Genomic DNA, 13,677 nt, shown 5'->3' with positions numbered 1-13,677 from the left:
CGAGTAGCAAATTTTACTCTCTCTAATTATTTGGTAAATATTACTCGGTAAGTAAAAAAACAATTATATTTCCTCGAAATCATCCTGTAGCTATGCAACGCCCAATTTTCTTTATTCTTTGTCCCCATTTTTTTGAGTAAAGCTGGTGAAGTAACACCAAATCGAATAATGTTTTTGTAGGGGCGATCGATCGCCCTCACTGAATGTATCGTATTCGTTTTTCTTTACTAATCTAATATTTTCATGAAGCGGATTTTTATTACTGGTGCCAGTGGGTGTATAGGTCACTACATTACCGAAGCCTTGATTCAACAGACCGACCACGAACTATATTTGCTGGTAAGAAATCCGCAAAAGCTAAAGTTAGAGTGTCTCGATCGCGCCAGAGTTCATCTTCTACAGGGCGATATGAGCCACATAGAAGAATACAGCGATTTATTACTTAAAAATATCGATGTAGCTATTGTGGCTGCAACTGCCTGGGGAGGCACGAGAGAAACCTATGATATTAATGTGGACAAAACTCTAGCTCTAATTAATCTGCTCAACCCTAATGTTTGCGAACGAGTTATTTATTTTTCTACAGCCAGCATTTTAGACCGCCACAATCGCTTATTGCCAGCAGCAGAGAAATTTGGTCACGATTACATTCGCACTAAGTATCAGTGTTTTGTCCAACTATCGCAGTGTGAAATTGCCGATAAAATTATTGCTTTATTTCCCACTTTAGTCTTTGGTGGCGATCGCGACAAACCTTATTCTCATTTAAGCGCGGGTTTAGCAGACGTAATTAAATGGATCGATCTAATTCGCTGGTTTAGAGTTGATGGTAGCTTTCACTATATCCATGCTAGAGATATTGCCCTAGTAGTTGCTTATTTGGTAAACAATCACGAAATTATACCCAGAAGATTAGAAAAAGATGGTTTAGTACAGCGTTTGGTCTTGGGTAATCCTGCCTTAACTGTCGATCGTGCGATCGCAGAAATTTGCGCTTATTTAAATAAAAGGATTTATTTGCGAATACCGCTTTATATTTGGCTGGCTAATATAATAATCAAAATTTTCCACATTCAGATGGATTCTTGGAGTAAGTTCTCTTTAGAATACCGCCATTTTACTTATCAAAATCCTGTTACCCCTGTAAGTTTTGGCTTAAATAATTACTGTTCTACTATCGAAGAATTGATGAAGATTTCTAAAGTTTAAATAATTTCATCGAACAAGTCAAAAACATTTGCTTTACCTTTTAAACTTCTAGTGTTTAAAGCCTTGAAGCTATGATAATCCTGATGCTATCGAGGATTGCTGTACAAAAAATATAAACTTGATAAGTTATAAAAATTGGATATTTGAGTTCAAGAAAAGAAAAAAAGCATTTTTTCTCGTTTACAAATATTTTTAAAATCTTTAGCATCCAAACTTTATTCAAAAAAACATTTGCCGAACTCATATGTTTGTTAAAAAATTTTGTCTAAGTGTTTATTGCCATACCCAAAAAATACAGTGTTTTCAACTATTTTTACAATCGATCGAGTTGAAATATCGACATAAACACTGATTCGATGCCACCAATAAATAATTAGTATGTCTGCGTATATATTAGTAAAAATATATTTATATTGACATGCTAAAAATATTTGTTCCGAACATTAAGCGAGTTGTGAATAGATATTCTTTATTAAGCTTGATGATTTTTGCTTCTGGTGCATCTCCCGTGTATGGAGTTCAACTAGACTTTAGTAGTGTAACTGGCAACTTGACTAATGGAGATGCTAATGGTGTTGGTGCAACAATGAGATATAACAACGTTGCTATCGACAATGGAACTACCTTGGATATGGTTATTACCACTTTAAATAGTTATAACGTAGTAAATACTAGTTACAATGGAATTGCTAATGGTAATGACGGCAGCATTAATCTTCGTAATGGTACGTCTACTAAATTTAAATTTAGTTTTGTAAAAACAGGCACAGATACTCCGTTTACTGTAAGTCAGATCGATTTTGGTGTTTACGATATTGACGGTCCTGCTGATGGTCAAGAAAAAATCACTTTATATTCAACTAGTAACTATACTGTTACAGAAAATCCAGCAACAGCATTAACTATAGATACTTTTATCGACCGAGTTGAATTTACCGCACCAATTGGAGAAGTTACCAATCCTACAGACTCAAGAACTCTTACTCAACAGCAAGAGCAGCATTCAGTTAATTTTAGAATGAATAATGTATCGGAATTTAAGCTTGGTTATGAAGCTGTTAATGGCAATAGCAACTTTGGACGCAATATCTTTTTTGCAGGAGATGTAGTTTTTGATAACTCTACTACGGTCATCACAAATTTTCAGGAAGTTCCTTTTGAATTTTCTCCTGGCTTTGGACTATTACTTTCTGGAGGAAGTTTGTTAGGAATTAATTATCTTAAAAAAAGAAAACGTTTCAATCGCGAGATCGATCTGGCATAAGCTAAAAACTATATCATTGAATATATAGAAATCGGATTTAGTATAAAGACAGAGATAATTAGCGATCGCCTGTCAATCGCCAAATAATATTAACTAGTTGCGGCACTTGGGAATTTTTTCAATAAACTTACTAGACTTAGTTTATTGAATCTCGATATTTTTTAAATTCATTCGCTAATGCAACAAAAGTTAACCACAGGGCGCGTTGGTATTCAATTAACTAAGCTAACTTTACCAATGGTCTGGGGCGTATTTGCCATTGTAGCTTTTAATTTGGCAGATACTTATTTTGTCAGCCAGTTAGGAACTAACCAACTTGCCGCGATGAGCTTTACTTTTCCCGTGGTAATGGTGTTGGGCAGTATTGCTTTGGGTTTGGGTGTAGGGGCATCTTCGGTAATTGCTCGCGCCATCGGAGAAGGCGATCGCCACCACGTAAAAGTTTTGACTACAAATAGTTTAACTCTGGCACTCGCGGTAGTAGGAATTTTTGTCGCAATTGGACTGGTAACGATCGATCCTCTATTTACCGCATTGGGTGCTAACGAAACTATTTTGCCTCTAGTTCGACAATACATGACTGTTTGGTATTGGGGCATGATTTTTTTAGTCATACCGATGGTGGGTAACAGTGCGATACGCGCTGCTGGTAACACCCTTATTCCTAGCCTAATTATGACTGTGGCATCGGTGGTTAATATCGCTTTAGATCCTATTTTTATCTTTGGTTTTGGTGTAGTTCCTGCTTTAGGTTTACAGGGTGCGGCGCTAGCAACGGTAATTTCTCGCGCCACAACTCTAGCAGCATCTTTATGGGTATTACACTACTCAGAAAAAATGATTCTCTGGCGGATACCCATTGCCCAAACTTGGGGCTGTTGGAAAAAAGTGCTTCATGTAGGTTTACCAGCCGCAGGAACTAACGCCGTCAACCCAATTTCTATTGGTTTTATCACTAGTTTAATAGCTGCTTATGGTGCGGAAACGGTAGCTGGTTTTGGTATTGCTTCGAGAATTGAGTCTTTTGCCATTATTGCTTTGATGGCTCTATCGGCTAGTATTAGTCCTTTTGTAGGGCAAAACTGGGGAGCGCAAAAATATGCCCGCGTTAAGGAAGCATTGAGACTATCGTTTATATTTTGTCTGCTTTGGGGAATATTTATCGCCATATTTTTAGGATTAGCGGCACCGCAACTGGCAGCAATCTTCGATCGCACCCCTGAAGTAATTGCTACTGCCAGTCTCTATCTGCGCCTAGTGCCTATCAGTTATGCTGCCTATGGCGTAATTTTGGTTTCTAGCTCTACTTTTAATGCTTTAGGTAAACCTTTCCCTGCGGTAGTCATGACCGTAGCGCGGATGATAGTTATTTACGTTCCCCTGGCTTATGTAGGCAGTAGCTTGTTTGGAGTAATAGGTATTTTTGGTGCAGCTTGCCTGGCAAATTTAGCAGTAGGTATCGGGGCATATATTTGGAATCAACAAACTTGCGATCGCGCTTAAAGAATAGCGAGTTAAATTTACCTAACTCCCATTACTGAATTTTAGATTTTATTTCTTTGCTGACCGATCGCATAACAAAAGCGATCGCCCCTGGAAATTGACTCACCGTGAACTATTGGGCGATCGTTCGCTGTATAGGCAGTATGTCGATAAACCAACAGGGGATGACCCAATGGTACCTCTAAATATTCGCTTAGTTCGAGATTGGCATTGGTACATTCGATAACTGCCTCGACTCGTTCTATTGCTATATTGTTTTGTTCTAGTATGGGAAAGGTCATGTTTTGTTTTAACTGCGGTGCTAGCCTCTTGCCAATGTTAGGCAAAATATAGGTAATGTCTACACATCCAGGCACTCCATCGGCAAGCAAGATTTTTTTTTGCAGATAGGCAATAGGTTCGTCTTTGGGTAATTGCAAGATTTTTTGGACTTCTTCGGATACGGTGACGGGTTCAAAAACAACGGTTTTTAGCTTCAGTTCGATCTGCTGGCGTTTTAGATCGTCTTCGAGAAATGTCAACGGATTGGAAAGGGTATAGACGACTTTACGCCTTTCGGTAACAAAAACTCCTTTACCTTGATGGGTAACTACCAAACCCTGTTTTACCAAGTTAGCGACCGCTCTCCTGATTGTAATGCGACTAGCTTGAAATTCTTCGATTAGTTGGCTTTCACTAGGTAATTTAGCACCAGGAACGTACTCGCCATTCTCAATTTGCTGGCGCAGTCGTTCGGAGATAACCAAATGCAGTGGCGAAGTCACTAGATAATTCTAAAAACTAAATTTTTTTTATAGATTGCCGAACAATTTTATCAGGTTGGCTTATGATAATAAAAAGTAACTTGTTATAATAAGTTTTCTATGTCAACAACTATCATGTCATCTGGAATATCTAAAGCTACAAAAATTTTAGCGGTTGAAGAATTAAAAGATTTAAACGTTCGCTCTAACTGGCAAGGTTTAGTACGCTTGACGGGACACCTAACCATTATGGGAACGAGCGGTTATTTCTGGAGTCACAATCTAAATAGCTGGTTAATAGCTCTACCGATGTTGGTTGTCTACGGCTTTAGTCTGGCAGCGATGTTTGCTCTAGTTCATGAATGCGTACATCGTACCGCCTTTGCCAATAACCGCTTAAATGATGCGATCGCCTGGATTGCTGGCGTTTTATCTGGCTATAACAGCACCTACTATCGTCGCTATCATAAGTGGCACCATCGCTATACTCAGATAGAAGGTAAAGATCCCGAACTAGAAGATCCCAAACCGGCGAATTTTAGAGAATATTTAAGAGAAATAAGCGGTTTTAACTGGTGGAACGGTAAAATTAAAACCTTTTATCGTCTAGTAACGGGAAAATTAGATAATTGCCCGTACATTACCGAAAATGCCAAAGCTGAAGTGGTTCTTTCTGCTCGCTTACAGCTTGCTGTTTATGCTGGCGCGATCGCTGTTTCCTTACTTTTTCATCAACCTTGGTTTATTATCTACTGGTTGTTACCGCTAGCAGTCGGACAGCCAATTTTACGAGCAATTCTTTTAGCAGAACATACGGGATGTAGTAATGACAATAATTCCTCAACTAATACTCGGACTACTCTAACTTGGTTTCCCATAAAATTTTTAATGTGGAATATGCCCTTTCACGCCGAACATCATCTCTATCCCTCTATTCCTTTTCATGCCTTACCCCAGGCACACCAGCAGCTTAAAGAGCATTTTAAAGTTATCGATAAGGGCTATATAAGAGTAAATCAAAATATTGTTAACAGTTTTCTGTAGGCGAGAATGCCATTATGTATGCTATTTTCTCTCCTCACAAATATATTTGAGATCTCTATAATGTTTTTTTAAAACGCAAGGCGGGATATTTTTTATCCTCGCCAATTTTTTTTATTTTAGGCTAAGTAAAGAAAAGACTAAAGTTTTATAAAAAGCGATCGAGATCGAAGAAATTTCAAGGTATCGTTCGATATTGATTTCAATTCTGCTTCAATTCCCATTGCCCCAGGTAAAATTGACACATAATTATAGGCTTGCTCGAATTAAAATAAGCGCGATCGCATTTCATTCTCCATAATGCGACCAAACAAAAACTACCTTCGCAATCTTATTTTCTTCATCTATCGAATAAACCAAACGATGCTAAAGCTTCGATTGGATATGCCGAGCAAACCTCGGTATCCCTCTCGCTGAATATTAATACGTCGAGAAAATAACTTCGTAGATTACCAGAAAGTTTTTTATAAGGTGGTCGATATGGATTGTATTTAAGAATTTCAACTATTTGATTGGCGTTTGAGGTTAAATTGGCAGAACGTAGTTTTTTGGCATCTTTATCTTTCAATGCATTACAGGAAAACTTATATGAGCCAGACAAATAGAGAAAAGGTGACTGAGAAATTTCTGCGATCGCGGACTTCTCTTTGTCACCTTGTGTTTTACTAGTTTTTTACTAATAAACGTACTGCGATAACCGTATCAAAAAAATTAAGCATTCACCTCCAAAAGCGTTACCTTATCTGATACTGAAATATCCATTGAATTTACATTGCTCGCAGTTTTTTGGGACTCTTTACTGATGTTAGGTTCGTATACTTTTGCCTGTTTTATGTTGCCGCCAAAATTTACGGTCAGGTTTTTGGCTGGTACATTGATATTGGAATTGCTATTTAGATCGAAACTAGGCACTTCTTGCCATAAAGCCAGGTAAAATTTGCCATTTTGTTTGGATAAGAGAGTTTGATGAATATTCTTCGTATCTCCTTGAAGGGCGAAGTCCAAACTATTTCCGCCTCCCGAACTACCCGCACCACCAGAGTCTAAAATATCAATCATATTTTCGATCGCCACAAAGCCAGGTTTTTTAGAACCATCAGACTGTAGCAAGCCAAAGTTGAACTCTCTGCTATCGCTGGAGCGATCGTTGATTAATTCATAAATATAGGTGCGTTCGATGCCAAGATTGAAATATTCCAATAGCAGTCTTGGTAAATATTTACCAGCCGCTTCTTCCGATACCCCTTTGGGATATTGCACAGAGTTAAAATATCCAGTTTCGGTAACGATAAGGGGTTTGTCCCCACCAGCAATCTTATAGTAAATAGGCAAATGCCAGAAAAGCTCATCGTTGTATGGTTGTTTGCCAGACGGGTAGTGATGGGCATTATTAAAATCGGCTTTTACTTGTCCCAACTCTGCTACGTCGGTTTTGACTCCGAAAGCATTAGACAAGCCAGGAGCGATCACTGGAATATTAGCAGTATCGGGATCGCTTTTTATTGCCTGATAAAGATCTGCTTGATAGTTGCGAAGTCCTTCGGGAAAGTTTTGACCTTTGTAGGTTTCTTTTCTGGTATGGTTCCATTCATTAGGACCCTCTACTGACTCAATTGCAGATCCAAACTTTTCTACCAGCCCGACAGACTCATTAGGACTGAGTTCTCGTGGATCCATAACCAGATTGAATTCAATTCCTAATTTTGCCAATTCCTTAAGCCTGGTAATAGTTTTGTTGTCATCTGGGCTTACATTGGTTCTTACATGACGAACATCTAATTCATCTAGCCTGGGTTTGATAACTGAATCGAAATTACCATAGGCAGTTTCTCGGTTTCCTGCTTGAACTATAACTCCTATTGAGTCGAGAAAATCATTGGCGCTGCGAGCTTTAACATTACTCGTGTTAACGTTATTAGTATTTTGGGCTTCAACTGCGTTGAGGACAGAAGATTTACTTTCAACAGTAACGTTTTCAACTTTATTGTTTTTATCGTTTGCGCCATTGTTAGCGTCTTTTTGCTCGAACGCTAACCAATTAAGGTTAAAGTTACCGCCATCACCAACTTCCAGACGCAGAATTTTATCCTCGCCACCATCGAGTTCGACATTTGGTAGCTCTATTGTCTGCCAATTTTCCCAGCCATTAGTTCCAGTAACAGTAACTTTTCCGAGCAATTTGTCGTCTAGCTTGACATTTAAAGAACCAGAAGTGTCATTTGGCGCGGCAACTCTAAATTTAAGATCGTATGTGCCTTGGTTAACGTCTGTAGTGTATTCCAACCATTCATCGCTTGCCAACCAGCCAAGATGATGACCGCCACTAACATCATTAGTTTTATCGATGTCTACACCCTCGTTTTGCCGATAGTCACCGCCATTATTAATTGGATCTAGATCTTTATATGAGACACCTACACCACCTTTGTCAAAGTTTTGCGCCTGAAGGGGATCGTTATTATTGCCAATAGTAAATGGCTCTCCGTTAAAAGGAGTTTGTAAATTTGTTGAAGAATCAATATCCATATAGCTACAAGCGATAAATTAAATTAACTAAAAATATTGCTGTCAAAGGCACGACGAAACTTTTTCGCCATTTACGAAAAGCGCAGCTTAAAACTATAGCTTTAGCGAGTCAGTAATCTAAACTTGAAAACCAACGCCCGAAAGCTTTAGCAGATAAAGCTTTGCATTTTCAAGCGTTTGCTATTGTTATCTTTTCGCTAAAAACTTTTGCAGATCTAGTTTTTAGCAAAGCTCAACGTTGTAGGTTCGGTAGAACCAAAACTTTTAACCTGCCGAAGTTTAGACCATGTCAAACTGTTCGCCAGTAATTACGTCAGCACCACTACCATTGGTAATGTTGAGATTATCTAAAGTAATTTTTTGACCGAAAATATCTTCGGCAACCAAATCCTGTGCGCCGTAGAGGGGATTATTCTGCCGATTTAAAACAAAGCGATTGTCTGATTCTCTTTGTAAAGGTATCAAACTGCCATTATCGGTTTTGAGTTTGACACTTTCGATGGGATAGCGATGATTGTTAAACCTTACTGCTGCGTACCAGGGATTACTATCGGGTATTCCTTCAGCCACCACACCTTGACCGATCGTATAGCCATAAGGTGTTTTAAAATTATCTTTGGGACCTACTAATTGATAGTCAATATTAACTATCCCCGTAACAGGATCGGCAACTTTAGCAAAAGCCTGGGCACTCAAATCTAAACCGTCTGCCCGTTCGTAAAGTAAATCCGTAACCTGAACGATAATTGGTTTTGCTTCTCCGTTTCTCTGCTTGGGACCAGATACTTTTAAAAAAGCACCGCTGGCATCCGAACCATCCCACTGCACGTTGTTAATCGCAGCCACACCGTCTAGTTCGCTTTTAGGCGGTACGTCGTAACCAGAGTTGCCTTTGCCCCCAGCAGGATTTCCCGCATCATAAAATGTCGCTCTTCCCTGGTAATTTTTATTTAGTTTTAATTCTTTACCCAGATTGGGATTGGAGTAGGAAATAATACTCGAATCAACGCTCGGACTATCAAAAGTCGCTCCATCGACCCCAAGTTTTTGTGGCTTACCAGGTGTTCCTTCGCCTACAAAACCAAAAGTTACTTTACCATTGGGTTTAATTTCATTATTCCAGCGAGCATTGCCAATCGTATATTTATTTCCTTTTTGGCTAATGATTTCCGCATCCCAAATTTGTTTAATTTTGAACGGGGTTTTAACTTCAACAGTCCAATTATCTAAACTGCTGCTGTTTTGATTTTTGACTGTCATTTGACCGACAAAACCACTATCCCAGCGATCGGAGACAGAAAAATTTACATCATACATTAATACACTCCTGTATACCACTTATTTCGGCGCATCTTATAGCATCCGAGTTGACAATTAAAAAAGTTGAAAATCGCTCTATTTGCCCACGACCGCAACCACCTTATTTGATACATGTAAAAAAGCAGGTAAGTATTTAGATATACGTCTTAGGTATTAATTTTTACCAACAAAGACACTACGTACAGTTTTTAAGCGAAAAAAGTATAACTTTTGACATAGATAGAGTAAGTAACAAGCAGAAGGCAATAAACTAAATAAACAGCCCAATATTTAGGTTTTATTGATTTATTCTCGATGTCTGCATCATTACAACCAGATCCCGTCCGCTTAGAAATTTTTAAAAATCTCTATCAGTTTATTGCCGAGCAAATGGGTATAGTGCTGAAAAATACGGCGGTATCGGTAAACATCAAAGAAAGATTAGATTTTTCTTGCGCTATTTTTGATAGTTCTGGTTTTCTAATCGCAAACGCTCCGCATATTCCCGTTCATCTGGGTTCGATGAGTGCCAGCGTTAGAAGTTTAATCGCAGCTACAAATGAGACAATTGCACCAGAAAATGTTTATTTAGCTAATAATCCCTATAATGGCGGAACTCATTTACCAGATGTTACCGTCATTACTCCCGTCTTTTTAAATGAAGCTAAACCAGTTTTTTATCTGGCATCTCGCGGACATCAAGCCGATATTGGCGGTATTACACCAGGTTCGATGCCTCCCTACAGTACTTCTATCGAAGAAGAAGGCATTTTATTCGATAATTTTTTGTTAGTCGATCGCGGTAAGTTTCGAGAAGCCGCAGTTAGAGAAATACTAGAACATCATCCCTATCCAGCTAGAAATAGCGATCGCAACATTGCCGATTTTAAAGCTCAAATTGCTGCTAATAATCGCGGTGCAAATGAATTAACCAAGATGGTAGCTAACTACGGACTAGATGTAGTCGAAGCATATATGAAGTTTGTGCGAGATAATGCCAGAGAAGCTGTCCAACGAACAATTGAAGTGCTGCACGATGGCGAGTTTGTTTACCAAATGGATAGTGGGGCAAAAATTCAGGTAAGAGTAGAGATAGATAAAAGTAAACGCCGGGCAACAATTGATTTTACTGGTACCTCCAGTCAACTAAATAGCAATTTTAATGCCCCGCGTGCGGTTACTCAAGCAGCAGTATTATATGTATTTCGCACTTTAGTCGATGATGATATTCCTCTTAACGATGGCTGTTTAGAACCTCTAGAAATTATCGTTCCCGAAGGTTGTATGCTCAACCCTACCTATCCTGCGGCTGTGGTAGCGGGTAATGTAGAGACTTCTCAAACTATCGTCGATGCTCTCTACGGAGCCTTGGGTGTAATGGCTGCTTCTCAGGGAACGATGAATAATTTTACTTTTGGCAACGCCAAACATCAGTATTATGAAACGATTTGTGGCGGTTCTGGTGCGGGAGCAAATTTTAATGGTACCGATGCCGTTCAAACTCACATGACTAATTCTTTACTTACCGATCCTGAAGTATTGGAGTCTCGCTATCCCGTCCTTTTAGAAAGCTTTAGCTTGCGTCAAGATAGTGGCGGTAAAGGTAAATATGTAGGTGGCGATGGCGTAGTTAGAAAACTTCGGTTTTTAGAGCCGATGACGGCAGGAATACTATCGAGCCATCGCCTAGTCCCTCCTTTTGGGCTAAAAGGCGGACAGGCTGGAAAAGTCGGTAAAAACTATATTCAAACGGACAAAACCGATCGAGAATTAGACAGTACGGCTACGGCAGAAATGGAGCCTGGAGACGTGTTTGTTATTGAAACCCCTGGTGGTGGTGGGTATGGCGAAGAATAGTAATATGAAATCCAAAAAAGAATGCTACAGATTGGGAGACGAGGAGACAAGGAGACGGGGAAGAACTTCTCCAGTAGAAAGAGCGCCCCTAGCCCCGTTCCTATGCTCTTGATTTTTTACTGGTCTATCGCGGCTTTATCTGTTTCGTCTATAATACACTCATGCATTCTTAGAGTCGCCGCAGCCGCATAGTTACGTCCAGAAGCCATATCGGGATTAAAACTGTTACCAGTTTCGTTATATGCCGAAGCAACATTGCAATAAGCCGACATTTTGCTAATCAAATCTTGTCCCCAATGACCTGCAATATCGGTAAAATTAGTAGCTTCTCGATTGGTTACTAGCTCTGCATCCATTCCTTGCTGGGTTTTGGCAAATTTGGCAGCATTTTGTAAAACTGCGATTAACTCCGCTCTAGTAACGGGTTGCTCTGGTCTAAACGAACCGTCGGGATAACCAGCCACAATTTCTTGGTTTTTTGCCCACTCAATTTTTGCCGCACTCCAACGATCGGCAGCCACATCGGGATAGGGTTGAGTGTTAACTTCGTTGGGTGTTTGAACCTCTACACTACCAGTGGTTTCTAAAGCTCCAAATACCATCGATACTAGTTGCTCTCTGGTTAAAGACTCTTCGGGACGAAAAGTATTGTCTTCAAAGCCAGCAATAAAGCCTAGTGCTACGGCATCTTCAATTTCCTGGGCATAGATATCTCTACTGGTGTCGCTAAAACTAGTAGCTACTGTAGTAGGTGGAGTAGGAGGAGCATCACCAGCAGCAGCGATCGCCGCACTGTCACCACTCAGGTAATAGTGACCGAGAACATTGCCGTCGATAGTTTTTTTGGTCAGTTCCCAGCCTGGATTTAAATATATTTTGTGGTACTCACCTTTTTGTTCGCCAAAAGTTGTACCAATTACCGTGCGGGAGCGGTCGTTACGGTTTTGAGCCACTAACTGTAACGTGTCTCCTTTGGGAACTATACTCAACAAATAATCGAGACTGGTATCCTGTCCGTCGAGGCGCACCGAATAGCCGTTACTATCGGTAGCGCGATTACAGCTACCTGTAAAATCAAAGGTAGTCCACAGTGGATCGATAATAGTTGGTTGAGAACCGCTTTCACTCCAGCATTTCTGTTGACCTGGAATTTGTTCGATGACCGCCAGGTTATAGCCAATACTGCCTGCGGGAACGGCAATAGCTGCTACTTGCTGTTCTGGTACGTCTGTCTCGGTTACGTCTACTGCTTTGGCGGCGAGAAAAGGTACCGTGCTGCTAAAGATTGCTGTGGCGACTGCTGCTGTTTTTAATCTGCTAGAAATCATAGTATCTACCTTATTGTGGTAACGAATACGATTAAAACTCAAAACTTTAAATTCGTCCTCTATAATCCAAATTTTTTTGTTAACCTCAAACCGAAAAGCGATAAAGCGATCGCGTTTTAAATTACAACGAAACTTAATTGACTAAGGGTCTAATTTAAATGTTCCCCAATTATTTTGCTCTAATATAGCTCCTGCGATCGCCAAAGCGGTTATCGGTGCGGTAACGGCGCGTAAAATTCGCTTTCCCAAACTAACTTGTCGATAGCCAAAAGATATCGCTAGTTCGATTTCTGCTTCTGTCCAGCCGCCTTCACAACCAGTAGCTATAACTATTTCTCCCTCGCTTACTTCCTGCAAACATTTTGCTAAAGATGGTTTATCGCCTCTGGCTACACAAAGAAATTTTTGTGATAAATCTGCCGTATTATTTAAAGCTTCTTGCCAGGAGACAGGAGTGGCAATATAGGGAACGATTTGTCTTTCTGACTGTTCGGCAGCTTCGGCAGCAATTTTACGCCAGCGTTGTACTTTATTCGGACTGGGTTTGAGAATGGTGCGATCGCTAATTACGGGAATAAAATTATTTACTCCCAACTCCGTACAGCAGCGTACTATTTGTTCGTAACCGCTACCTTTAGGTAAGGCAGCGATCGAGGTGATTGACTGCGATAATTCGTTGTCAATGTCTAGTGGTTCGATAATGTTGGCAGAGGTTTCTCTAATTTCTGCGCTCCAGGCTTGACCGAGTCCATTCATAGCAATAAAGCGATCGCCCGTCTTCAATCTTAATACTCTAAGTAAATAATGCTGTTGCGCTGGCGTTAGAGTAATTTGGCGATCGCGTATTTGAGTGTTTTCTATAGTTAGACGGTAGGTCAAGAGTTAGCAGTAAGTAGCAAGTATCAAG

Annotated in this window: 11 protein-coding genes; 5 read left to right on the top strand and 6 right to left on the bottom strand. The window is 39.9% G+C overall.

From position 1 onward, the window contains the following. Window positions 1-243 precede the first annotated feature (243 nt). The 3 genes from KV40_RS27615 (at window position 244) to KV40_RS27605 (ending at window position 3,976) form a co-directional block, all read left to right on the top strand. Window positions 244-1,209, top strand: a complete 966-nt coding sequence (locus tag KV40_RS27615; RefSeq protein ID WP_036487964.1) for an NAD(P)-dependent oxidoreductase — start codon at window positions 244-246, stop codon at window positions 1,207-1,209. Window positions 1,210-1,663: 454 nt separating this feature from the next. Then, a complete protein-coding gene (locus KV40_RS27610) occupies window positions 1,664-2,473 on the top strand; it encodes a hypothetical protein (RefSeq protein WP_156114210.1) in 810 nt (269 codons plus the stop codon). 177 nt (window positions 2,474-2,650) lie between these two features. Continuing rightward, window positions 2,651-3,976, top strand: a complete 1,326-nt coding sequence (locus tag KV40_RS27605; RefSeq protein WP_036487959.1) for an MATE family efflux transporter — start codon at window positions 2,651-2,653, stop codon at window positions 3,974-3,976. A 41-nt stretch (window positions 3,977-4,017) separates the two neighbouring features. Here the strand turns inward: KV40_RS27605 and KV40_RS27600 are convergent, their stop codons facing one another. After that, window positions 4,018-4,740: a GntR family transcriptional regulator gene (locus tag KV40_RS27600; RefSeq protein WP_036487957.1), complete on the bottom strand. Its 723-nt coding sequence runs from the start codon at window positions 4,738-4,740 to the stop codon at window positions 4,018-4,020. A gap of 99 nt (window positions 4,741-4,839) precedes the next feature. Between KV40_RS27600 and KV40_RS27595 the strand changes: the two genes are divergently transcribed. After that, entirely contained in the window at window positions 4,840-5,763 is a 924-nt protein-coding gene (locus KV40_RS27595) for a fatty acid desaturase family protein (protein WP_036487955.1), read from the top strand. Between the two features lie 337 nt (window positions 5,764-6,100). Here KV40_RS27595 and KV40_RS27590 read toward each other — a convergent pair whose 3' ends face one another. The 3 genes from KV40_RS27590 to KV40_RS27580 form a co-directional block, all read right to left on the bottom strand. Then, window positions 6,101-6,328 carry a hypothetical protein gene (locus KV40_RS27590; RefSeq protein WP_216595751.1) on the bottom strand — a complete coding sequence of 76 codons (228 nt, stop codon included), beginning with the start codon at window positions 6,326-6,328 and terminating at the stop codon, window positions 6,101-6,103. A gap of 143 nt (window positions 6,329-6,471) precedes the next feature. Next, window positions 6,472-8,286: a carbohydrate-binding protein gene (locus KV40_RS27585; RefSeq protein ID WP_036487953.1), complete on the bottom strand. Its 1,815-nt coding sequence runs from the start codon at window positions 8,284-8,286 to the stop codon at window positions 6,472-6,474. Window positions 8,287-8,565: 279 nt separating this feature from the next. After that, entirely contained in the window at window positions 8,566-9,603 is a 1,038-nt protein-coding gene (locus tag KV40_RS27580; protein ID WP_036487951.1) for an expansin EXLX1 family cellulose-binding protein, read from the bottom strand. A 297-nt stretch (window positions 9,604-9,900) separates the two neighbouring features. Here KV40_RS27580 and KV40_RS27575 point away from each other — a divergent pair, with 297 nt between their 5' ends. Next, window positions 9,901-11,442, top strand: coding sequence for a hydantoinase B/oxoprolinase family protein (locus KV40_RS27575; RefSeq protein ID WP_036487949.1), 1,542 nt, complete (start codon window positions 9,901-9,903; stop codon window positions 11,440-11,442). Window positions 11,443-11,558: 116 nt separating this feature from the next. Here KV40_RS27575 and KV40_RS27570 read toward each other — a convergent pair whose 3' ends face one another. Both KV40_RS27570 and KV40_RS27565 read right to left on the bottom strand, forming a co-directional pair. Beyond that, window positions 11,559-12,770, bottom strand: coding sequence for a DUF3747 domain-containing protein (locus tag KV40_RS27570; protein WP_036487947.1), 1,212 nt, complete (start codon window positions 12,768-12,770; stop codon window positions 11,559-11,561). Between the two features lie 141 nt (window positions 12,771-12,911). Then, window positions 12,912-13,649: a 16S rRNA (uracil(1498)-N(3))-methyltransferase gene (locus KV40_RS27565; RefSeq protein ID WP_036487945.1), complete on the bottom strand. Its 738-nt coding sequence runs from the start codon at window positions 13,647-13,649 to the stop codon at window positions 12,912-12,914. Between the last annotated feature and the right edge of the window lie 28 nt (window positions 13,650-13,677).

This window comes from Myxosarcina sp. GI1, from assembly GCF_000756305.1.
Taxonomy (GTDB): Bacteria; Cyanobacteriota; Cyanobacteriia; order Cyanobacteriales; family Xenococcaceae; genus Myxosarcina.
Note: the sequence above shows the minus strand (reverse complement) of the source record. Positions and strands in the feature narration are given on the sequence as shown.